The 23940-nt window shown below is 42.6% G+C and carries 18 protein-coding genes and 1 tRNA gene; 9 read left to right on the top strand and 10 right to left on the bottom strand.

Annotated features, from left to right (window positions below; translation table 11 throughout):
* Window positions 1-9: 9 nt before the first annotated feature.
* Window positions 10-1077, bottom strand: coding sequence for a glycosyltransferase family 4 protein (locus CDG76_RS20310; protein WP_094350746.1), 1068 nt, complete (start codon window positions 1075-1077; stop codon window positions 10-12).
* A gap of 340 nt (window positions 1078-1417) precedes the next feature.
* Between CDG76_RS20310 and CDG76_RS20315 the strand changes: the two genes are divergently transcribed.
* Complete coding sequence (locus CDG76_RS20315) at window positions 1418-2920, top strand: acyl--CoA ligase (RefSeq protein WP_094350747.1); 1503 nt, start codon at window positions 1418-1420, stop codon at window positions 2918-2920.
* Between the two features lie 24 nt (window positions 2921-2944).
* Here the strand turns inward: CDG76_RS20315 and CDG76_RS20320 are convergent, their stop codons facing one another.
* Both CDG76_RS20320 and CDG76_RS20325 read right to left on the bottom strand, forming a co-directional pair.
* Entirely contained in the window at window positions 2945-3583 is a 639-nt protein-coding gene (locus CDG76_RS20320) for a HesA/MoeB/ThiF family protein (protein WP_094350748.1), read from the bottom strand.
* Between the two features lie 37 nt (window positions 3584-3620).
* Window positions 3621-4451 carry a hypothetical protein gene (locus CDG76_RS20325; protein ID WP_094350749.1) on the bottom strand — a complete coding sequence of 277 codons (831 nt, stop codon included), beginning with the start codon at window positions 4449-4451 and terminating at the stop codon, window positions 3621-3623.
* A 496-nt stretch (window positions 4452-4947) separates the two neighbouring features.
* On the opposite strand from CDG76_RS20325, the gene CDG76_RS20330 reads away from it, so the two are divergent.
* Window positions 4948-5787: a DUF4351 domain-containing protein gene (locus tag CDG76_RS20330; protein ID WP_094350750.1), complete on the top strand. Its 840-nt coding sequence runs from the start codon at window positions 4948-4950 to the stop codon at window positions 5785-5787.
* 60 nt (window positions 5788-5847) lie between these two features.
* Here CDG76_RS20330 and CDG76_RS20335 read toward each other — a convergent pair whose 3' ends face one another.
* The 4 genes from CDG76_RS20335 to CDG76_RS20355 all read right to left on the bottom strand — a co-directional run bounded on the left by CDG76_RS20335 (window position 5848) and on the right by CDG76_RS20355 (window position 9285).
* Window positions 5848-7281, bottom strand: coding sequence for a vWA domain-containing protein (locus tag CDG76_RS20335; protein ID WP_094350751.1), 1434 nt, complete (start codon window positions 7279-7281; stop codon window positions 5848-5850).
* 507 nt (window positions 7282-7788) lie between these two features.
* Window positions 7789-7857: transfer RNA gene (locus CDG76_RS20345), tRNA-Phe, on the bottom strand.
* 32 nt (window positions 7858-7889) lie between these two features.
* Window positions 7890-8615 (bottom strand): hypothetical protein, encoded by a 726-nt coding sequence (locus CDG76_RS20350; protein ID WP_094350752.1) that lies wholly within the window; start codon window positions 8613-8615, stop codon window positions 7890-7892.
* Between the two features lie 469 nt (window positions 8616-9084).
* Window positions 9085-9285, bottom strand: coding sequence for a hypothetical protein (locus tag CDG76_RS20355; protein WP_012407952.1), 201 nt, complete (start codon window positions 9283-9285; stop codon window positions 9085-9087).
* Window positions 9286-9442: 157 nt separating this feature from the next.
* On the opposite strand from CDG76_RS20355, the gene CDG76_RS37465 reads away from it, so the two are divergent.
* Together CDG76_RS37465 and CDG76_RS36320 are read left to right on the top strand one after the other, a co-directional pair.
* Entirely contained in the window at window positions 9443-9583 is a 141-nt protein-coding gene (locus CDG76_RS37465; RefSeq protein ID WP_180277454.1) for a hypothetical protein, read from the top strand.
* Window positions 9584-9715: 132 nt separating this feature from the next.
* Window positions 9716-9904 (top strand): hypothetical protein, encoded by a 189-nt coding sequence (locus tag CDG76_RS36320; protein ID WP_143854127.1) that lies wholly within the window; start codon window positions 9716-9718, stop codon window positions 9902-9904.
* A 149-nt stretch (window positions 9905-10053) separates the two neighbouring features.
* Here CDG76_RS36320 and CDG76_RS20360 read toward each other — a convergent pair whose 3' ends face one another.
* Window positions 10054-14727 carry a GAF domain-containing protein gene (locus CDG76_RS20360; protein ID WP_094350753.1) on the bottom strand — a complete coding sequence of 1558 codons (4674 nt, stop codon included), beginning with the start codon at window positions 14725-14727 and terminating at the stop codon, window positions 10054-10056.
* A gap of 305 nt (window positions 14728-15032) precedes the next feature.
* Between CDG76_RS20360 and CDG76_RS20365 the strand changes: the two genes are divergently transcribed.
* The 5 genes from CDG76_RS20365 (at window position 15033) to CDG76_RS20385 (ending at window position 20502) form a co-directional block, all read left to right on the top strand.
* Window positions 15033-15356: a YnfA family protein gene (locus CDG76_RS20365; protein ID WP_094350754.1), complete on the top strand. Its 324-nt coding sequence runs from the start codon at window positions 15033-15035 to the stop codon at window positions 15354-15356.
* 957 nt (window positions 15357-16313) lie between these two features.
* Window positions 16314-17666, top strand: coding sequence for an ammonium transporter (locus CDG76_RS20370; protein ID WP_223265329.1), 1353 nt, complete (start codon window positions 16314-16316; stop codon window positions 17664-17666).
* A 141-nt stretch (window positions 17667-17807) separates the two neighbouring features.
* A complete protein-coding gene (locus tag CDG76_RS20375) occupies window positions 17808-18674 on the top strand; it encodes an SGNH/GDSL hydrolase family protein (RefSeq protein WP_094350756.1) in 867 nt (288 codons plus the stop codon).
* A gap of 117 nt (window positions 18675-18791) precedes the next feature.
* On the top strand, window positions 18792-20000 hold the full coding sequence (locus CDG76_RS20380; protein WP_094350757.1) for a 4-hydroxy-3-methylbut-2-enyl diphosphate reductase: 1209 nt from the start codon (window positions 18792-18794) through the stop codon (window positions 19998-20000).
* Window positions 20001-20280: 280 nt separating this feature from the next.
* Complete coding sequence (locus CDG76_RS20385; protein WP_094350758.1) at window positions 20281-20502, top strand: hypothetical protein; 222 nt, start codon at window positions 20281-20283, stop codon at window positions 20500-20502.
* Window positions 20503-20648: 146 nt separating this feature from the next.
* On the opposite strand, the gene CDG76_RS20390 is transcribed toward CDG76_RS20385, so the two are convergent.
* Both CDG76_RS20390 and CDG76_RS20400 read right to left on the bottom strand, forming a co-directional pair.
* Entirely contained in the window at window positions 20649-20861 is a 213-nt protein-coding gene (locus tag CDG76_RS20390; protein ID WP_223265306.1) for a lmo0937 family membrane protein, read from the bottom strand.
* Between the two features lie 549 nt (window positions 20862-21410).
* A complete protein-coding gene (locus CDG76_RS20400; protein WP_094350760.1) occupies window positions 21411-23807 on the bottom strand; it encodes a glycoside hydrolase family 15 protein in 2397 nt (798 codons plus the stop codon).
* Between the last annotated feature and the right edge of the window lie 133 nt (window positions 23808-23940).

Consider the following 23940-nt stretch of genomic DNA (forward strand, 5'->3'; position numbering starts at 1 on the left):
AGATGGTTTTCAATTGATAACTGCTGTATAAATGCATCTTAAAGATATAAGATAATTGTTTATGTCCAAGTGTTTAACTCTGACTCGTGCGTTATTTCCCAAAGATAGCCTCAGATTTTCATCTGCGATTAAGGATTGCATTGCCTCTGACAATTGTTGAATATTCCCCGGATTAACTAATAAACCATTCTGGTTTTGAGTAACTATTTCGGGTATTCCTCCTACTGCGGTAGTGATAACTGCCAAACCCCAACTCATTGCTTCTAGTAGTGCCATAGGCAGACCTTCGTTGTAGGAAGGTAATACAAAGACATCAGCTTTAGTTAAAAGATCGTCGCGTTTTTCTTTATCTACCCAATCAAGAATAGTGATGTAGTCAGTAAGATTTAGATTAGGGAGCAAACTACGAGCTTGTTCTACATCTCCATCCCCCGCCATAACTAACTTGGCTTGGCTTTGTTGAGCAACAGGCATAGAAGCAAATGCTTTAATTAAATCAAAAGCACCTTTGCGCTCACCAATGCGCCCTAAAAATAAGAAAAATATCTGTTTGGAATCTATTCGCTGTGGAATTTGCGCAGGAATTTTTACTGGGTTAGGGAGAACAATAACTTGTTCTGACTTCAAACCAAGATTCTCAATGTAAAAATTTTTCCAGCTATCTGATAAAACAATGAAACGGGTACATTTACAAAACGACCAACTTAGCCACTGCTTAAGCAATTGAGGTAGTGTAGAGTAAAATAAATGAAAATCAGCACTATGAGTATGAATAATTACTGGTTTTTTAAATAGCCAACCAATCAGAGTAGTAATTGAATGGCGAAAAGCACTACCTCTATCTGAAACATGGATGTGAATTAGGTCAGTTCTTTGGTTTAATAAGTTCCAAAACAACTCACCCATTGCCTGCAAAAACACTAACACTTTATGGAAAGTAGAACCATTCGGTAAAGTCGTAATGTGTTCAATTTCAATATCAGAGGTAGTTTCTTCAAGAATGAGCTTCTCCACAGAAACTATTCCACCTTGGCGCTCTAAGCTTTCGCCCAACATAGTAATTTTTATAGGATTCATAATTACTATTAATATGTTTTGGAAATTGAGTACACAGCTATTTATATAAACTATTGAACGAATTTCTTCTAGTTTATATCCAAAGACCTACTCCAAGAGCATTTTGAGAATTAATGCTAATAACTCTATCTGCTTGAGCGCAGCTCCACAAATTTATTCAATGTACATTTTTATGATTTTACAGGATGATCTCCATAATAAAATTCCGCCATAGGGATTATTATCAGGGTGTTTAAAATATTGTTGTTAATAACAGCATTCTAGCACTCTCTCATAGCTAAAAGCTAAGTAACAATTTTTTGTTTAAGCTAAATCATGTATTTACAGGTCGGAAAAACTAATGAATTTATTTGAGCTTTTAGTAGGAAAAGACAATCATCCAGCCCTAGTTACGCCTGAAGGGCGATCGCTAACTTATAAGCAATTACGCGAGAATGTTATTGGACTGGTATCTCAACTCAACAGCTTTGGATTGAAACGGGGAGAACGCATTGCCATTGCCATGAATAACGGTTCACCAATGGCGATTACCTTTTTGGCTGCTGCCCTATCTGGCACTGCTGCGCCCTTAAATCCTAAATACAAACAAGAAGAATTTGCCTTTTACTATCAAGATACCCAAGCAAAAGCACTGATTACGTTGTCTGAGGGGCCAGAAGCAGCCATTGCTAGTGTCTCACCCGATATGATGCTGATTAATGCCAAGGTAAATACTGACGGCACATTAAGCTTTGAATTAGTCAAAACAGGCTCAAAACCAGCAGAATCCGCGAATCCCACAGCCCCCAACGCTGATGATATAGCGATGATTCTTCACACTAGCGGCACTACTAGTCGTCCCAAGCGTGTGCCGATTCGTCATCGCAACTTAATTGCTTCAGCTGGCAACCTGATTAATGCTTACTCACTCACAGCAGCTGATACTACACTTTGCCTAATGCCCCTATTCCATGTTCACGGATTGGTGGGCTGTTTGCTGGCAACTCTGGCTTCGGGTGGTACATTAGTTTGTCCCAATGGTTTTAATGCTTTGGAGTTTTGGAAATTGGTAGATACCTACAAACCCACTTGGTACTCCGCAGCGCCAACCATGCACCAGACAATTTTGGCGCGCGCTAGCCGCAACCCAGAAATTGTCCAAGCAAACCGCTTTCGTTTTATTCGCTCTAGTAGTGCTTCTTTGCCGCCGATTATCATTGAACAGCTAGAGGCAACTCTGAATGCTCCTGTGGTGGAATCTTACAGCATGACTGAAGCATCTCACTTAATGACCACCAATCCCCTACCGCCAAAAGTCAGGAAACCAGGTACTGTAGGTTATGGCTTTGGTGTGGAAGTAGGCATTATGGACTCCGAAGGCAACCTATTATCTCAGGGAAGCTTGGGCGAGGTGGTGATAAAAGCACCCAACGTTATAGATGGCTACGAAAACAATCCAGAAGCTAACGCCACTGCTTTTGTGAACGGTTGGTTCCGTACAGGGGATCAAGGTGCAGTCGATACAGACGGCTACCTCCGCTTGACTGGACGGATTAAAGAATTGATTAACCGGGGTGGGGAAAAAATTTCTCCTTTAGAAGTGGATGATGTCTTGCTGCGCCATCCTGCCGTCGCCGAAGCCTTAGCCTTTGCCGTCCCCCACAAATCTTTAGGAGAAGATATCCACGCGGCTGTGGTTCTGAAAGCAGAAGCTGGTGAAAAAGAACTTTTAGCACACTGTGCAACTATGCTGGCAGACTTCAAAGTTCCCAAGCAAATTCACATTTTAGATCAACTACCTCGTGGTGCTACCGGTAAACTGCAACGGTTGGCGATGGCGACATTGCTGAATATAGGAGAGTAGGGAGTGGGGAGATAACGACACAATCTACAAAAACAGAGATTGAACAGTCAGATCCTTCTGGGTGATACTGAAGTTACGCTGTTCTGCTGTGGCAACGAATGAAACGATCGCTTCACACGCCACAGCCACGGTTAACATCACCAGGTTTCGTGCCAACGGATAATCACAGACATCATCATTAACCTTGGAAGGAACGCGATAAAGGTCATTCCAAATCACTTCTGCATAATCTGCTGATAGTCCAGCATGAAGACAAGGAATGCTTAATTTTTCAGCATAATCTTTCACTGCTTGACGTGCCACGCTATTGTCAAATACATCGATAATTAGCTGGCTGTCTTGAAGTAATTGATTTGTATTTGCTGGTGTCAATTCCTTTGTTTTGGCATCAACTTTAGTACCAATTGCTCGATATAAATTATTCGCCAAAATCTTCGCCTTGAACGCTCCAACATCAGAACGGTAGTAAGGCTGAGTTGAAAGGTTACGCTCCTCAATGCGATCGCGATCTATTACTGTAAGTTTATCAAAACCAGACCGAGCTAAGTTTTCCGCGATGTTAGCTCCTAATGCTCCAGCCCCACAAATTGTTACAGGATAGTTTTTCAACTTTGTCATCACAGCATTAGTGCGGTAAAGCTGTTCGTGAAAAAAGATACTCATAATAATTCGTAATTCGTAATTCGTAATTCGTAATTAACTACTCTTGTTTTTCCATGACACCCACTAAGGATTGCAAGTCAAAATCGCGATCGCGTCCACTCAGGCAAATACCAGAACTGACAACAGTCAAATCAGTTTTAGCGATCGCACTACTATGGCGAACACCATCCGCAGTTGTCCAATCGACTGTCCAGTAATCGTTGCGATCGTGGAATTGATTTAAGGTACCGCCGCCCATTTGCAATGCCTTTCTCAATCGCTTTTCATCCTGTTGGGGTTGAGTAAAGCCTTCAATGCGCCGCGTTGCTAATTCATACACTGTGCGCATTTCTGGAGTAATGCCCTTAAACTGTAATTCTTCAGCAGGAATGAGTTGCTTGACGACAGATTGCAGAGTTTCAGAAATTGCCGGATCGGTACGGCGATCGACTTCCTCGAACCAGCAAGACTGCCCATTCCATCGGGCAATGATTTGCTCAAAGGTAACGCCCTCGGTAACTAAGTGGACTGTGATCGGCTTAACTACCTTCAACCGTTGACGCATATCTACTTCATTTACGGGGTATGCTAACCAAGTTTGTCCCCGCAGTTGGTGTGCTAACCGCAGTCGTATTTGGGAAAAGTGTTGCAGATATTCTGCAATTTGGGGTAAGTCTGCTTCTTCTACAACCGTTGCTGTCTTTTCATCCACAGCCTGAAAGATTCCCCAACCTTCAAATTTACTAGGCTTTGGCGTGAAAGTGTAGATCATCCCGGCTACCTGTGTGCGAACTCGTCCACCTTTGACGCAGGGCGCAAGGAATTGCGTGGTATGTAACTGTGCTTCTGCGATCGCAATTTGGTTGATTAGCTTAAATATGTTAGTCATAACTAATACCAATTTTCAAAAATAAGGCTACCAATGCAACCCTAAAAACCGTGGTAAAATCTAACTTTCTTAATTACGAATTAATATAATTCTGCGTGCAAGTTGGTGGAGCATTGCGTGTTCTCAGTTACTAGAGGGACTCCGCTGGTGAGTTGTTACACACTCTTTCAAGGATGGCTACTTTTGAGCCTACCTCCCAGGTTCTTCGTACTCCCTGTTCACACACGCCCACTGCATTTGGCAGTGTTACTTTTCCTCTCGTACTAGTATGTAGGCTCCACGAGTTGGGGCACGCAGGATATTAATATAATACAATATACTACATAAAATTGGAAGAGATGAAAAGAGAGATTTGGGATAGAGCGATCGCTACCACTTCAGATCGCTCATCACTCTACTGAAATTCTCATTTATGACGCTGGCAATACGGCTGAACTGTTCAAAAATCAATCTAATATAAAATAATGAATAAAATAAATCAAGTGTAATCTTTTAGATGGCAGAATATGATAACCTTTGTAAGATACTTGCAGAAAAGTATCCCCTTGATTTTACCCGTTGGTTATTAAATCAAGAACCACAAAAAATTGAAATTTTAAAAACTGAATTAAGCATCGAACCCATACGCGCTGACTCAGTAACGTTTCTGCAAACAGAAAATCGAATTTTACACTTGGAATTTCAAACCACAATCAAATCCCAAAAACCAATTTCTCTAAGGATGCTAGATTATTACGTTAGATTGACACGTAAATATCAAGTTCCTGTAACACAAGTAGTGATTTTCTTACAAGAGACAAGTGACGCGATCGCTTTTACTGATAAATATGTCAGCGAAGTAACAACCCACCATTATCGAGTTATACGGATGTGGGAGCAAGATTCAGCACTATTTCTTAGCAATCTGGCATTATTACCTTTAGCACCGTTAACACAAACAAATTCGCCTGAAATTTTATTATCGCAGGTAGCCGAGAAAATTGCTAAAATTTCAGATATCGAGACTAGACAAAATACTGCTGCTTACACCGAGATTTTAGCCGGTTTAAAGTTTGGAAAAGATTTTATTCGTCAATTATTGCAGGAGGATCTTATGCAAGACTCAGTAATTTATCAGGATATTTTGCAGAAGGGAGAACAAAGGGGAGAACAGAAAGAAGCATTAAAATATACTTTACGGCTTTTAAATAGACGCTTTGGTAAAATAGATTCATTAATAATTGAACGTCTTCAAGTATTATCTACTGAGCAATTAGAAAGCTTAGGAGAAGATTTTTTAGTATTTTCAAATATATCTGATTTAGTTGCTTGGCTTGAGCAAAATACAAGTATTTAAAATCTACAAATTAGGCAATGCTTACTATTTGTAATAATAAACATTGCCATACTTTAGAACTTACTTATCTTCTCTTACAGGCAACGGCACATCTAAAATCTCCATCAGCAAATCCAGACGAGAGGGGCGCGTCAGGAGTGGGACGATGTTCGGCAAACTGTAGTAGTCACCCTCGAAAGTGAACGTATCTACAGGTGCTTGCTGCTGCTTCAGTTGACTCTCCACCCAGTTGTAATTAGTACCCACACGGACAATCACCACATTGGGCATTATCGCCAACTCCCGGCAGTAGTTCTTGTAAACTTCACCGAAGTAAGGAGCCGCATTTTCGCCCTCATCAGTCACCAAGATGATTTGGTCAACTACCTGCTTCTTCTTCCGCATTGCTTCCAATGCACAGCCGATGCTAGTACCACCACCTGCATTGATGTGCTGGAAGGCACGCTCCCAGTCGCTCAACTCCTTGCCCTTTGCTGTAATAGCGTAAGGAATGGTGTCAAAGGCGTAGACAAACAGTTCTGCCTTAGTGATACCAGAGATTAGGGCAGCGAGTTGCAAACCCGTCGCGATCGCATTTTCCATTGAACCAGACTTGTCCACCAATAAAGCAGTTGGACGTGCGATCGCACCACGCCGTTTCACCTGTTCGTTTGTCACCTTTTCCAGTTGGGCAACGGTGTCTGCGTCAAAATCTCCTGCATCTGTGGCAATCTGTGCTTTGAATGCTGAGACACGCCCACTCTTAGACGCTGCTTCCAGTTTTGAATCAATCAGCTTCTTGACTTGTGGGTGATCCATTCCACCTCTAGTCTGGAGAGACTTGAGGTTGTTGATCGCTTCTTGAGGAGTCATGCTGTTGATTAACGCCACCAATACAACTGGTGTGAGTTGCTTGATAGCACCAATTGCGATCGTGTAGGGAATTTTGAACTCCACAATCAGCCGTGCCTGTTCTGCGGCATTTTCTGCCTTAGCAAGCTGCTTCAGCACATTTGCTAAGGAACCCTCTGGAGGAGTATCGCGGAATAGAATCGCATTTGCCCGCTCATTTGGCTTGATGTGCAGTGAAGCATATAAGTGCTTCATTGCTTTACGACCTCGCAGAGCAGCGCGATCGAACAGAGCCGGATTGCTTTCCCGCACCTTTAGATAACGCCGCACCGCAGTCCGAGCAGAACGAGGCAGTTTATTCTGCTGCTGCTTCATGAAGTCCACCACACGAGCCACTTGATAGGGAGGAAATTCTTGCAGCATCATAAATCCAGCATCTCGGTGTTCAGTTAAATTGCTGGTTAACAAATGAGCAACAAACACCTCTTTGTGATCGCGGACATCACCATGACGCTGATACCAGATTGCTAGGTGTCCGTAGAATATGGGATCGAGCTCAACAATTAACTGATGAATTTCTGCGACTTGCTCAAGCTTGCGGTGAGGAGTTGTCAGCAAACTGTTGAGCATTTCCAAACGCAGGTCACGTTCTGCGGTATTCATTATGAACCTCCTCTAGTTGTGATGGATGAGGAGGCAGATGTTGCACGCGAGGTGATAAAGTCACCGCGCAAGTTGTGGAAGCATTGTGTGTAACTTGTGCAGAGTTATGTAAGCTTCCGCGATCGGGGCGCGGCAACAACTGCCAGTTTTGATGTAATGTATCGAAATCGTTGATACTACTCCCTAAAAGTAGTAGCTCCGTAAGCTGCCATCATATCTGCCGCTATTGCGACAGCACTTTTTGAAAGCAGCGACCAGAACCACAAAGACAAAGGTCATTGTTACCAAGTTTTTCCTGTAGTTCCTTGTCGCCATGAACAAGGCGATAGCCACGTTTGACAGCTTTTTCAGATGGGTAGCCACGACGACGTTTGCTCGATGGTTCAAAAGCAGAAATCGTCGAAATCTTCCGGCTCGATGTTGAAAGAATTAATCTTTTTCATCGTACTCACCTCCATATTGAAATGAAATAAGATCACCTCGTGCAAGTCGAAAAAGCTGTTGATTCACACACAGGATTTGAACCTGTAGTTGCTTGATCTTCAGTCAAGTGCCTTACCATTCGGCTAGTATGTAAGCTTATCCAGTTAGGGCACGAAGTGAAAATTTTAGGTTTTAGAAAGTTGATTTAAAATAAATCGAATTTCTTTCTTGTTACACTGCTGTTTACTAACAGCGTAAATCATTCGACCTCTATACATTGCGGCAGAACGATGAATTATACCTTTGACAACATCCGTCACATAATGAGTTGGTGGCGGTGGAAAATCTCCAAAGGTAATTAAATACCAAATCTCGTTTAGCTTCTGGTATTGATGATAATTATCAATGATGACAATATCAGTTTGTTCCTGCTTTTGCTTCTGCTTTCGAGGTATTTTCTCGGTTGCACAAAGAATTCCGGTTTCAGGATGGATATAGAACTGATCGCGATAGCTTGTATCTAGCTGAGTTCGATACCCTTGATAAGGCTTGCTATAGAAACCACCATCAATTATATCTACATACCGTTCAACATAGTCCCACACATGATCGATAACATGCTGTCCTGCCATTGTGCTGGGATCTAATCGTTGACACAGTTGGCTGTAAACGTCATTCCAAGGCTGTCCGACTTTTGAGCGCAAAAACCGACGCAGAGGGCCGAGATGGTCTGAAAGATACTTAGATTTTTTTATTGGTTTAATCAGGTAGGGATTCAACAATCCATCCTGACTTGCATCCTCGGTGATTTTGTATAATTGCTTCTTAAAGCCAGTCACCTTTTTGAGGCTAATTCTCCTCCCACCGCGAGGACGCTCAATCACAATCTCGCTCAAACGATGTTCGCTCATATCTCACGTTGTTTAAATGCAGTTGTACTAATTGAGTTGTTATAAAACATGAGTTAGCTAACATCATTGAACTCACCTCTGTATTGAGTAAAGGTTATAGATAAATACAATTCAAATAATTGAAATTCCGCACAAGTTAGCAAAGCACTTTTCACAATTGCCTATACCAATTTGGCTACGCTCCCATCAAAGGGAGCGACAGGAATCGAACCTGCATTCCGTTGCCGGAGTGTGTAGGCTTTACAAGTTAGGGCGCGGAATTAAGTCTTAAGTCATTCCGTGCAAGTTCAAGAAGCTTTTTACAGCTACGGTCGCTCTTACCAAATATTGGCAGTGGGCACGCACGCTAAATCTGCGAGAGACTTAGAAATCATGCTTCGCTTATTCGATCGCTCGAACTTTACTACCTTAGGACCGTTATGAATGTGTATGTATGCTTCTTGTGTTAGGGCACGGATGACTCTGAAAGTTAACCATAGACAGCTTCAGGGCGAACGATCAGATCGCCACTAGGACGGCGATCGATTACGTAAGCAGAAAGGCGATCGCTATTCACATCTAAATGCCGAGCAACCCGCTCCTTCACCGCCACATCATTCATCCCTGCTGCAATTCCCAACTGTGTTTTTGGCACATCAACAGAACGTCCTTCAAATCGAATATGAACCATTACAATCACCTCTTCTTTTAATTACGAATTACGAATTACGTTAGCGTTCGCGTAGCGTCTCGTAGAGAAGCGGGGCGTAGCCCATTACGAATTCGTATTAGTGGATCTGATCGGGATTGAACCGATACCCTCCCTGTGAGAGTTACACTCACACCTCATGCAAGTTGAAAAAGCTGTGGTTACACCGCAGGAATTGAACCTGCAACTTATCGTTTTAGAGACGATCGCTCTACCATTGAGCAAGTATGTAAGCTTTTTCTGTCAGGGCACAAGTGACATCTGGGAACTCTACCGTTAGAGCTACAGACCCAAGGAAAGCATTATTGCAATGCTTTTGAGGAGGCTTTTCTTGCATACTACAAATGTAGTACGTTATTTACATAATGTCAAGTGTCGGGATGGATCGGGCAATTGTCCTTGATGTAGTGTAATGAAAGCCATCGCCCGACAGCATCGACCATTTTTCAGCATTTGGCACGAGCGCAGGGGAACCAGTACCTTCTTTCATGACAGTCTTTCAACTCAACACCACAATCTTGGTTTTCAGCCAGCAACAGAGCAGGTTGACTTGGTGCATAATCCAAGAGCGCCAGCGTTGTACATTAGACTTCTTGCATAAATCAAAAAAAGAACCCCACCCCGCCTTTGACTTACGTCAAATTCTCCCCTCCCCGCCGGCGGGGAGGGGTTGGGGGTGGGGTGTTAGGGGACTTTTGCAAGAGGTCTATTCCATTGCTGTAGGCAAGTCACTCAGTGCCCACCTGCCCCCTACCTTCTGCCTCCTGCCTCCTTCACGACTTTGTTTTTAATTAAAAAATATTGAATGCAGTTGACAAATTCTTCTAATTCTAAAAGTAAATTAGTAGTACCTTTAAGGTCTCGATCGCTAGCTAGTTGTTCTAGTTTGTCAGCTGCTAAGTACATAGCTGTGGCTCCAATGTTGGCACTAGCACCTTTAAGGTGATGAGTTTCTCGTGCTATTTGCCCAAAGTCATCAGCTGCGATCGCTACTTTAATTATCTCTAAACGGGGTTTAATATCTTCAACGCATATTTGCAATAGATTTAATTCAAATTCTTCATCATTTCCCGATATCCGATGCAAGTGTTCCCAATCAATTGCTAAGTCAGTGGAAACTGTCTGTTCATACACACCTGCCTCTTGCTGGGAAACGATCACACCTGTCCAATGCTCTAAAGTCTCAGCCAATTTTTCTTTAAATACTGGCTTACTCAAATAGTCATCCATTCCGGCATTGAGACAGGTTTGTTCGTCTTCTTTCATCACATTAGCTGTCATCGCAATCACCACAGGACGATGACCCAATGCAAAAGCATCCTCTTGCCAACGATGAATTTCTTTTGTGGTTTCCAAACCGTCGAGAATTGGCATTTGGCAATCCATTAAAATTAAATCGTAAGGAATTTTCTCTAATAGCTGCAAAACTTCCTTTCCATTGGCAACGACATCGGCTTTATAGCCCAAACTCTGGAGTTGCTTTAGTGCTACTTTTTGATTTACCAAATTATCTTCGGCTAAGAGAATTCTTAACTTGGATTTAGTAGAGAGGTTAGAAGAAGAAGTCAGAATGCTTGAAGTTTCTGTACTCGAAATTTCTTCTGTAGCCTCTAGCTTCTTGCCTCTAAATCCTTGTTCTGATTCCGGCTGAGTTTCTAAAATATTTATGATGGCATCAAGGAGTCGTGATGGCTTAATGGGTTTGAATAAATAAGTAGCAAATCCAATTTTGAGCGCCTGTTGCACTTCATCGCGTTGATTAGTAGAGGCGAGCATAATCAAAGGGATCTCAGTAATTGCAGAATTGGCTGGAATTTGTTCTTTTATTGTCATGCTATTTGTTTGGGGTATTTGCATATCAACCAAAACAACATGATATGATTTCCCCTGTTCGCTAGCTTGCTGAATAACTTTAACAGCCGCAGCAATACTGTCAGCTCGATCTACCTCCATTCCCCAATGAGTAGCTTGATGGGAGATAATTTTATAATTAGTAGTGTTGTTATCCACTACCAATAAGCGGCGATTTTGCAAAAGTCCGCGATCGCATTTTGGCTCAACAGGCTCAACTTGTTTGGTAAAAAGCACCTCAAACCAAAACTTAGATCCTTTGTCCATCTGACTTTCTACCCCAATCACTCCTCCCATCAAAGTTACAAGTTGTTTACAGATGGCTAATCCTAAACCGGTACCACCATACTTGCGAGTGGTCGAAGCATCCACTTGGGTAAATGGTGTAAAGAGTTTGCGTTGGTCTTCAGGGCTAATGCCAAGACCTGTATCTGTAATGGCAAAATGGATAGTGGCTGTAGTCGGAGAAAGCGAACGCAATTCGGCTTGCACTAATACTTCGCCAGTGCTGGTAAACTTGATGGCGTTGCTGATTAAGTTCATCAAAATTTGCCGCAGCCTACCAGTATCTCCTTTGAGTTGAGTGGGGACGTTGCGATCGATCAGTGCGGCAATTTCTAATCCCTTGTTATGGGCTGAGGGAGCCAATAATTCCACCACTTCTTCCACACAAGTGGATAGGTCAAAATCGAGAGTTTCGAGAGCCATCTCTCCAGCCTCAAGTTTGGAAAGATCCAAAATCTCGTTGATCAAACTTAAAAGAGCGTCTCCACTACTCCGAATTATTTCAATAAAATCTCGCTGTTCTTCGTCTAAGGGAGTATCTAAGACCAAACTGGTCATCCCCAATACAGCGTTCATCGGAGTGCGAATCTCATGACTGATGTTTGCCAAAAAGGCACTTTTCGTCTGAGAAGCTAATTCGGCTTGGCGACGGGCAATTTCAAGTTCTTGTCGCTGACGAGTTTCTGCTGCTAATAGTTGGGCTTGGGTTAAAGCAATACCTACTTGGTCGGCTATTTGCCGCAAAAGATCGGTTTCAAAGCTAGACCAGTGGTGGGAATCGTCACACTGATGAACTATGAGCAAACCGCGAAGTTCTTCTTTAACAAGAATGGGTACAACTAAATTGACTTTGACCCCAAACTGTTGCATTAATTCCAGATGGCTTTGTTCAACTTCCAGGAGATCCAAGTTATCCAGTCCGAAAATCTTGCCTTGACGGTACTGCTGTAGATAGTACTGTTGGAGATATTCTGCTTCCAAGTAGGGGGCGGCGTTGTTTTGCTCTTTGATTGCTGGTAAGCCAGAAACTACTGCTTCAACAACGGTATTTGCAGACTGATCTGGCATCAGCTGATAAATTAAAACTCGGTCAGTCTGGAGAATCTTTTGTACCTCTTCGACAGTGATTTGGAGAATTTCTTCGATGTCCAAAGACTGACGAATCTTCAGGGTGATTTCGGTAAATAGTTGCGATCGCAAATTTTGGCGTTGTATTTCTTCTTCAGCCTGTTTACGCTGGATAAATTGCCCTACTTGCTCGCCGATAGAATTCATCGTTTTTACTAAATCTTCGTCAAGGGGCTGGATTTCACGGTTGAAGCAGGTAATCACACCAAGTATTTTGTTACCACTGCGGATCGGAAAACCAAAAGCTGCATGTAGTCCTACTTGAGCAGCTATTTTGAAGTTAGGCAAATTAATATCTTTAGCGATATCAGCGATCCAAACGGATTCAGAACTAGCCCAAACCCTTCCAGGTAGTCCAATTCCGGGTGCAAAGGTGGTTTGCCGCTTCAGTATTTGAAACTCTTGCATTTCAATAGATGCTTTATGCCAGATATCGAGAAAATGCAGCACATTTGCTTGCTCATCTACCATCCAAATTTCACCCAAATCCCATGCCAAACTCTCACAGATTCCTTGCAATATTTGGCGAGTTGCTTCGCTAATTGTGGCGGACTCTGCGAGAACGCGGGTTGCAGCATATTGTGCAGTTAGATGCTGTTGTGTTCGTTTGGCATCGGTAATGTCAATGCCAGTAGCAACGATGTATTCAACACAGCCCTCATAGTCTTTTAAGATGGTATTCGACCAGGCAATCAGCCGCCGACTACCATCTTTCATTACCCAATAATTTTCATAATTATTGGAAATTTGACCAGTTACGATCTGGTCAAAAACTGCTTTAACTGGCTCCACTTCTTCAGGAGGTAGTAACAAGTTCCAGCTATACCTACCCCTCACCTCATCAAAGGAGTAACCAGTTATTTGCTCACAGGCTTGATTGAAACGAACGATTTGCCCTTGAGAATCGAGAACTATTACCAACGCACCGACTGTATCAAGGACTGCTGAGATAAAGTTGTGTTCTTGATTTAAGGTTTCTTCTGTCCTCTTCCGCTCAATAACTTCACGATAGATCGAGTAGTAGACTACAGCAAGAAGGATAAAACTTAGGCAAATAGCGATCGCCATTGTCAGAATTGTGTTCCGAGTCCAAGTCTTTGCTGCTTGTGACTGCTGTCGGATTCGTCCCCTATCCTCGTTTTCCATCTCATCGATTGCCTTGCGGATATCATCCATGAGATTTTCTCGATCGTTTTTCAGCAGTACTTGCAACGCCGCCTCTAATCCCTTTTTCTGGCGCAAGTCGATAGTCTGTTTTAGTTCAGTAAGTTTAGGCGTTATCAGAAATTCAAGCGTTGCAATCTGCTTTTGTTGGTTCGCTTGATCTGCTGTTAAATTCCTCAGCTTGGCAATTTCTCGATCGACGTTACTAAGTGCTGTTTGATACGATTTTAGATAAAGTTTTTCTCCAGTGAAGATGTAACTACGTTGTCCAATCTCAGCATCCTTTACCTGGGACAGTATTTTCTCTAGGCTGTTAAGTTTTTTACAAGTATGTTTTACTATACTGCGATTAAAATTAGTAAATACTCTTGTATTTTGATAAGAAACCACCCCAATCAAAACTAAAATTACCGACGACAAACCAAAACTTGCTGCAATCTTTTTAAAAAATTGCTTGCTTACCCTCTGTGCCTGGTTGCTTTTCTTGGTAACAAGTACCAAACTTGCTAAATTTCGGCGCAATTCCAGTTGCTTGGTGACTTGACGACCTAAAGTTCGTAATGCCTCTATTTGTTCTGGATTAAGTTGTCTTGGTACGTAGTCAATTACACATAGGGTTCCGAGTGCGTATCCTTCAGGGTTAGTCAGAGGTACACCAGCATAAAACCGAATATTTGGGTCAGATGTCACCAGTGGATTTGTCGCGAACCGTTCATCATCTCTTGTATCAGGCACGACAAAAATATCAGGCTGGAGAATGGCATAGGCACAGAATGCGAAATCTCGGTGTGTTTCTGGGGTATCCAAACCGACTTTTGACTTGAACCACTGGCGATTTGTATCAATTAAGCTAATTAAGGCAATAGGAGTCTGACAAATATACGAGGCTAAACGAGTCAGATCGTCAAAGGTGGCTTCCGATGGCGTATCGAGAATCTTATACTGCAAAATTGCCTCGATTCTCAGGGCTTCGTTGTCAGGTAATGGTGCTTTCATCCTTGAGCCTTATCTACATTCTGGGGATTGGGGAAATGAGGGGACAAGTGGGATGAGGGAGACAAGGGGACAAGGGGACAAGGAAAGAAGGGGGGATTATTGAACAAGTCTCTCCCTTGTCTCCCCTCACTTCCTTGTCTTCTTTGTCTCTTCTCCATGCTCAATGCCCAATACTTCGACTTCGCTCAGTACAAGTGCCCCATGCCCAATTTGGTCAACAAACTTACCTTTAATTAATGACAATAGTTTACTTAAAAGCGTTAGCGTAATTTTACTGAGTTATATGTTATTAAATAATCGGTCAAATGATTAAGTCCCTGCTGTATTTTTTGTGGGCTGGTTTATTAGAAATTGGGGGCGGCTACTTAATCTGGTTGTGGTTGCGAGAAGGTAAGCCGTCCTGGTTGGGCATATTGGGGGGAATTGCTTTAGCTTTCTATGGGGTTATTGCAACTCTCCAACCAACAAATTTTGGCAGAGTGTATGCGGCTTATGGCGGCGTGTTTATCGCAATGGCAATGCTTTGGGGTTGGAAAGTAGACGGGGTAACTCCAGACCGCTACGACTTAATCGGAGTATGTTTAGCTTTAGTGAGTGTTTTAATTATCATGTTTGCTCCCAGAACTTAAGTAAAATTTCTATATTATTTGCAACCAATAACCTTTGTGGTGTTCCCGAATGGCGCTAAGTTAATCGCAAAGCCTTGATATAACAAGATTTTTGAGTGTGGGGAGTGGGGGAAGTGTGGGGAGAAAGAGGAGAAATTGAATAACTGCATATCAACAAATGCTGCATTGCCTCCCCATCCTCCCCATCCTCCCACACCTCCCACACCCTGCCAGCAAGGAGGTTTCAACTTTTCTTAGTGCCATTCGTGGTGTTCCCTTTGAAACAGATAATAATCTCACGCAAAATTGCAAAAGTTTTTTAGCAACTAACCTGTCAAAAGTACGCATCTGCATATCTACGCGTTTATACGGGAGATTATAGAGAGAACTCATGATGCAGCATTTTGCAACTACATGAGACTACATGAGGTATAGTCCTCCCCAACGCTCACGCAATTTGCTTCTCCCTTCTCTAGAAGACGCTCCGCGATCGCACGAGTAGGGTATTTCTGTACCTCATATTGGCGTAGCCTCTGTCTTTGACACCCTGTTCGCGTTCGTAGAGATGTTTAAATCTGCTGTATATTTGTGTAAATTCTCTGAAAATACTGGTGATAATTTTACGATACCTGTAAATTATCACCAGTATTTTGGTTTGTAACAGTAAGTAACTAAAAATTCGTAATTTTGTCAGGCTTGAATAAAATACTATTCTTCTATTCTTCAAAAAAAAAGATGCAATGTAATGATTGCGTGTTTATACGCTAATTTAAATCTTGGCAACTACAATCTGGATTATATTTTTGTTAACATTTCAAGAAAATTCAGGTTAAGTAACTTTTAAGACAAAAATGTGTCCATAAAAGTAATCAAATGTAGTTAAGGATACAAATCGTTGGTGCTTAGGAAGAAAAAAAAGTGTTGAAGAAAGTTGTGATGATTGGAGCTATCACCCTACTGTTTTTAGGAGGGCCGTTGATGGGCAATGCTTTTGCCCAAACCCCAACTGCTGCTCCACCTACTGCTGATACTGGAGACACAGCATTTATGCTGATTTCATCAGCACTTGTGCTGCTAATGACACCAGGATTGGCGTTTTTCTATGGTGGATTTGTGCGATCGCGCAACATTCTAAACACATTGATGATGAGCTTTGTGTTAATGGCGATCGTCGGAGTTACCTGGATTCTGTGGGGGTATAGTCTTTCCTTTGCGCCAGGTTTACCGTTTATCGGTGGATTGCAATGGCTGGGGTTGAATGGTGTCGGGTTAGAGATAACCGATTATCTTAAAGGGTCAAACCCGCCGGAAGTCGTCTCTTATGCCGGAACAATACCCCATCAGGCATTCATGATCTACCAAGCCATGTTTGCCATTATCACCCCAGCCTTAATTTCTGGAGCGATCGCAGAACGGATGAGTTTTCGCGCCTATTCGCTGTTTGTCCTCCTGTGGTCAACCTTTGTTTACGCTCCCTTGGCTCACATGGTCTGGGCGAAAGGTGGATTTTTAGGTTTGTATGGTGGATTAGGTGCCCTGGACTTTGCAGGTGGCACAGTAGTTCATATTAGTTCTGGGGTTTCAGCCCTGGTAGCTGCGATCGTCCTTGGGCCTCGCAAAACCCATCCCGATCGTCTTAGTCCGCCGCACAATGTTCCGTTTATTTTATTGGGTGCTGGCTTGTTGTGGTTTGGTTGGTTCGGTTTCAACGCTGGGAGCGCCCTATCTGTTGCTAGCGGAACCTCTGGCAACTTAGTTACAAATGTGGCAACAACAGCCTTTGTCGCCACCAATGCGGCAGCGGCGGCGGCGGCTTTAATGTGGCTAATTTTGGAGAGTGTTTTACGGGGTAAACCAACCGCCGTGGGAGCAGCTACAGGAGCCGTTGCTGGTTTAGTGGGTGTCACTCCCGCAGCCGGATTTGTCACACCGCTATCAGCGATTTTAATTGGTTTCATCACCGCCTTTGTTTGCTTCTACGCAATCACTTTCAAGCACAAGCTACAAATTGACGATGCTTTAGATACTTATCCCGTGCATGGGGTTGGTGGTACGATAGGGGCAATTTTAACGGCTATCTTTGCTACTACTCAAGTCAACGGAGCAGGTAAAGATGGAGTGTTACGCGGTAATTTTGGTGAATTGGGAGTTGAACTAGTAGCAATTGCCGTTGCCTATATAATCGCAGGTGCTGGTACATGGATTATTCTCAAAGTTATCGATGCTACAGTCGGGCTGCGAGTCAAAGAGGAAGCAGAATTGCAAGGTTTGGATATCAACGAACATGGTGAAGAAGGTTACAACTCCGAGTTTGGCGATCGCCCCACTTAGTGCTGAGTTAGGAGTTAGGAGTTAGGAGTTAGGAGTTAGTCTATTTGCTTCCCCTTCTCCCCACTTTCCAATTGAAGATTGGGTAATTTGCGATCGCTAGCGTTAAAATTTGATTCAAATAATTGGTAAATTTCGCTAGTCGTGTCTACATCTGCAAAAACCTTTCCTATCTGGGCATTTTTATCGCTGTTAACCAACGGCATCCTAATGTTGGCGGTCATCCTGCTAATTTGGCAACAGCAGAGATTGGCCGCTTTTTTTGGGATAATCGCATCCCCACAGCCAATCAACCTGAACAACTCACCGCAAACTGCTACACCTGATTTAGGTCGCCGTCACCAACTCAGTTATCAAGAGTGGGTAGATATCCTCAACCAAGAAGCCAAGGTCGCCGCTGACCAACGTCCTCCGCATTTAACCATCCTGGTGGGAGATTCTCTGAGTTTGTGGTTTCCTCCTGAGTTATTACCTGAAGGTAAAAATTGGCTTAATCAAGGAATTTCTGGCGAAACCAGCAATGGACTTTTAAAAAGATTAAAAATATTTGACCGCACCCAGCCAGAGGTGATTTTTGTGATGATTGGCATTAATGACCTAATTCGGGGGATGAGCAATGGGGAAATTTTAGATAATCAGCGGCAAATTATCAATTACCTCCGAAAGACCCATCCCACAGCGCAAATTGTTGTTCAATCGATTTTGCCACATGGGGCAGAAGAAGCAACTTGGAAAGGACGAGATAAACTTCTGGCTGTTGCTAATAGTCGCATTCGCGAGTTGAATCAGCAACTGCAAAGCATATCTACTAAAAAAGGTGTCAAATATCTCGATTTACATCCCCTGTTTACCAACAAGCAAGGAAATCTCCGCCGCGAATTTACTACTGATGGCTTGCACTTAAGCCCTGAAGGCTATATGGTTTGGCGTTCTGCATTGCAGATTTATAGCGAGATTGAATTAAAACCCCAGCAAGAAAAAGAGGGGAAAAGGTTAAAGGGTAAAGGGTAAAAGCATTAAATCCTTTTCCCTTTGCCCCTCTCTGATAATATCTTTGAATACAACTCTGTATGAATCGCGTCTAGGCGCGAGAAAATAAGAAATAGTGAGTTTAAGTAGACAAATCTAATGGATACAAAAGCTTTTAAGCGCAGCCTCCAACATTCAGAAAATTACAATCGCAAGGGCTTTGGTCATCAAGCAGAAGTGGCTACCCAGTTGCAATCTGAGTATCAGAGTAACTTGATTCAGGAAATTCGCGATCGCAATTACACCCTACAACGGGGTGATGTGACAATCCGACTAGCACAAGCCTTTGGCTTTTGCTGGGGTGTAGAACGGGCTGTAGCGATGGCCTATGAAACTCGTCAGCACTTCCCCACAGAACACATCTGGATTACTAACGAGATTATCCACAACCCTTCTGTAAATCAGCGGATGCAGGAGATGGAAGTAGAATTCATCCCCATTGAAGGAAAGAATAAAGACTTTTCTGTTGTTGGAATTGGTGATGTCGTCATATTACCCGCTTTTGGGGCTAGCGTTCAAGAAATGCAGATACTTCACGATAAAGGCTGCAAAATTGTTGATACAACTTGTCCTTGGGTATCTAAAGTTTGGAATACAGTAGAAAAGCACAAAAAAATCGATTATACATCAATAATTCACGGTAAATATAAGCACGAAGAAACAGTTGCGACTAGTTCCTTCGCTGGCAAGTATTTAATTGTGTTGAATTTGCAAGAAGCAGAATATGTTGCTGACTATATTATCAATGGTGGCAACCGTGAAGAATTTCTGACAAAATTTGCTAAAGCTTGTTCAGCAGGATTTGACCCCGATCGAGATTTAGCAAGAGTTGGCATTGCTAACCAAACTACAATGCTAAAAGGCGAAACTGAGCAAATAGGCAAGCTTTTTGAGCGGACTATGTTACAGAAGTATGGCCCCACTGAGTTAAATCAGCATTTCCAAAGCTTCAACACCATTTGTGATGCCACTCAAGAGCGGCAAGATGCCATGCTGGAATTAGTGGAACATAATTTAGATTTGATGGTAGTAATTGGTGGGTTTAATTCCTCGAATACTACTCAGCTGCAACAAATTGCCTTTGAGCGAGGAATTCCTTCTTACCATATTGATACTGTTGAACGCCTGAAATCAGCATATTCTATTGAACATCGGCAATTAAATGGGCAGTTAATAACTACAGAAAATTGGTTGCCTGATGGAGAAATTGTTGTAGGCATTACTTCTGGTGCTTCTACGCCAGATAAGGTGGTAGAAGATGTAATTGAGAAGATTTTTACATTAAAAGCAACAGGTGCGTTGGTTTAACTGTTCTCAGAGGGACTTCCAAATAAAAAATATCCAATTACTTCTTGTGGGGTGGGCATCTTGCCATTGGTGTAAACTTAAGCCGAAAACTATATCGGACAGGCGTTTTGCAAATCCCTCACGCCCTCATCCCCTAACCCCTTCTCCCAAGGGAGAAGGGGAATTGAATGTCTAGCTCCCCTCTCTCTTGGGAGAGGGGCTGGGGGTGAGGGCAAAACGTTGTCACCAAGCGGGTTTAGCGTTAAGTTGACACGTATGGCATCTTGCCCGCCTGACAAAAATGGATAATTTATTTGTTATAAATTCCTCAGTTATCGATTTCATTATTGGTGAAATACCACACCAATATCAGTTATCAGTCACTAATCTTCAGTGTTCGAGTAATTTGAGAAACTTGCTAGCTTCTGCTGATGAAATCGCCGTAGGGTGTCAAAGGCTAGCAGCAGATATAAATACAGGACGCATTAGTGAGATTGTCAAAAAGTATGAAAACAATCACTGAGATTATTTGTTTATAATTGCCGATAAAGTCGAGTTAAAGGGTGAAAGATAATGAGTGAGGTACAAAAATCCCCCCTTAACATCCTCCCCAGAAGCAAGGAAGGGACTATGATGTACCTTACTATGATTAGGAAACGCTATATTTATTTACACATCACGCGCTTTGAAAAAATTATAGATAGCAAGGCCAATAGCTATAAGCAACACTGCGTGAATGAGATTTCCGGCAATATGAAGTGTCAGTCCTAATGCCCAAAAGGCAACCAGTATAACAACAATACCCCAAAGTATACTGAACATATATTTGTTCTGAATTAAATCAGTTTTAATTTGTTCAAATATTTTACTCCCTAGCTTCACTTTTATCTATTTGCCTTAAGAAAGATTACTTTGAGTGATGGCACACAGTCATTTGCTATGCTTAATCTTTCGTTACTATTTAATTAGATCGAGGTAGCGGTTCTGAACTGTCAGTTAACTGCCCCTATCACTACCTAAAGCGACAGGATTGCTCTATATTCAGTCGGAGTCTGTGCGAGTTGTACCATTATCAGAACAGCTGGTACATCGCCTACTGTTCCAGATAAGTGATACCAATTCTGTATGAAGGTGCGCTAAATCATATTGAAGTACAAGAAATAAGAAAGAGAAACGAACCGCATTCGCGCAGCGTCTCGTCGGAGAAGGACACAAAGAAAGAAGTTAAAAGGGTTTGGCGCAGCCTCACAAAGAAATGGTATGACCTTTATGACCTTACGGGACTGGTGACTTATATAGCCGTAGTCACACAGATTAGGACAGTATTGATTGCTCAAAGTTTTGAAACAACTGGGTTTTGACTCAGCACTCAGCACGGGCTAAACGCCCCGCTATCCATGTACAGCACTCAGCACTTAGCTATAATTGCCACTAATCAACTGCAAGAGTATAATTGCGTTGTTCCCATTTACTGCTTTCATTCCAGAAAAAGGTAAAGCTAATTGGCTGGTACTGGTTATCAGAAACAGAAATATCTACAAAATTCACTCCTAACTTTGTAGAAGTAGAAAGCGTATCTTGTGTGGTTTGCCAATCATCATCTGACCAGTGCAATTGAAAAGATGCTAAGGCGTGAATGCGCAATATTTGACCTTTTTTGACTTGGCTGATTTGTCGGTTAAACTTCCAAATTTCCAATGACTTACACTGCTTTCTTTCGCCTAGATAGCGATTTGCCACCTCTGGAATAAAATCAAACACCTGTCCGTCATGAGTTGACCGTAGCAGCTTGATATACTCTGCGTGCGCCCACATCAAAGGCATGGCTGAACCTGTTGGTTTTCCTAAATACATATAGATATCAGGGATATCTGCCTCATCCCAAACCTGTTCTGGTAGCAAACAAGTGTCTGAAGCAAATCCTTCCATCGCCTTGATATATGTTTTGACATCGCCGCCAGCGGCTAGTTCATAATGCCCTCGTTCTCCTGTCAAAAGAGGCCAAGCGCGTCCCTTACCATAACCAGTATAAGGACTGCCGTCTTCTTGCTGCCCGTAACCGTCGTGGTTGTAACGATGCCAACAAGGCCCAGCAGGTGTATCTACTTTTAAAACTGCATCAATTACTTTGACAGAATCAACAATAATCGGGTCATCAGGTTTGCGAATTCCATAACGTACTAATTGGAGAAATCCACCATCGACAATTTCCTTTGCTGGAAATTCAGCTGGTTCACCAGCTGGCTGACTGCTGATTAAAAGAGTTCCTTGGTTAGGATTTTCGTTGGGGTGAGGATTATTAATATCTGAAGGAGTAATTCGGATATAGTGCCGTTCGATCCCAGAAACTAAAGTTCCTTCAGTAGTTACTGTCCAAGCTTCAATGTGAGATTCTAAAAAATCAGTGTATTCTTCTATAAACTTTGCTGTTGCTTCATCCCCACGTTCGCGAACAAATTGAGCAGCACAGATTAAGGCGGCAATATTGGATGCTAGTGTTGATGGTGAATAACCACTGTTTTCTTCCCAGCGTTCTTGTTGGGTAGCCGGGCCGTGACGAATTAAATAACCCGCCGCCCGCAAAACCATCGGATAAATATCGAATTTTAAACAAGTTTTCTCTTGGTGCAATAGCCATGCTAGAAGAATCGGAAACGCCACCTCATCTAGTTGAATACCTTCCCAGTAAGGTTTACCATCAACCCAGAAATTTTGGGCAAAACCGCCATCTTCCTGCTGGCTGGTTGCAAGATAAATTAGCGATCGCACTGCTGTTTCTGTTTCACCAGCAGCCACTAAACCTGATACACTGCTAACCATATCCCGCGTCCAGACAAGGTGATATCCTCCTTGTTCTTGGTCGTCTTTGGCTTCACCCCAAGGAATCGCCAGGGATGCAATCAACGCACCGGGATAAGTTTTGTCTTCATGTGCTAACAACAAACTAATGCTGTTGTGATACAACTTCCCATCATTGTATGAAACACATTCTAGCGGTCGGATATTGCGGCGCGATCGCTTCCACTGTTCGTTGTATTGCTGCTTCTGCTGTTCAAAAGGAATATTAAGCGACTGAAATAACGTGGAAATTGCATTATGTAAGTTTGTACCAAACGCCAGTCCTAAAGTAAACTCTTTAGTACTATCTAAATTTAGTTTTCCAGTCAAAGCAAGATTGCCATCTACAGCACTATCAAACTCCCAATCCATTTGGAAATTGTCAACTAAATCTGTCCAGCCATCACTTTTACCGACGTAACCACAGGAAAGGCGGTTAAAGGGAACTGTTGCACCCAGTGCTAGCCATGTTCCTTGTTTCTCGGCTATCAGAATACGATGCCCAGCAACCTCTACAGCGTAACCATTATTACCCATACCTTCAACTTCCAGATGCGGCGCACACAAAGCATATAACTGAAGTTGGGAAATAAAATCGCTCTTTCCTGTTAATGTGGTGTGCTGTAAGATACAGGGGAAATGTGGGTCAGCAATCACTTCTTTGATTACGGCATAACGTCCTTGTGGATCGGAATTAGTGATGCGGTATCCTAAACCATGAGTCCACATCCGTTCCACTTTTGATTCGAGATCGCGTTTCTCGTCGTGAAAAAAGCTTTTTCCATCAGAAATTAGATACTGCAAATCCCGAATTTGGGGTTTGTCTACTGTGGGATGGTAGATTTCAGTGACAATACCGTTCCAAAGAGTAAACCAAATGTTACTAGAGGTAGAGTAAGCTGTTCCGACTCCATCTTTATTGGCATGAGTCCATCGAGGCTCAATACCTGGTGAGCCAAAAGCTTCTGCTTGACCAATAATCTTTACCATACTGCATTGTTGTGCCGATAAGCTTTGAGTGCATTTTGAAAATGCTGTGTTTGATATAGCAGGAGGCAGGAGGCAGGAGGCAGGAGGCAGGAGGTAAAAACCTTGCTATTCCTGAGATTTACGCTTGTAATTA

The organism is Nostoc sp. 'Peltigera membranacea cyanobiont' 210A (assembly GCF_002246015.1).
In the GTDB taxonomy this organism is placed as follows: Bacteria; Cyanobacteriota; Cyanobacteriia; order Cyanobacteriales; family Nostocaceae; genus Nostoc.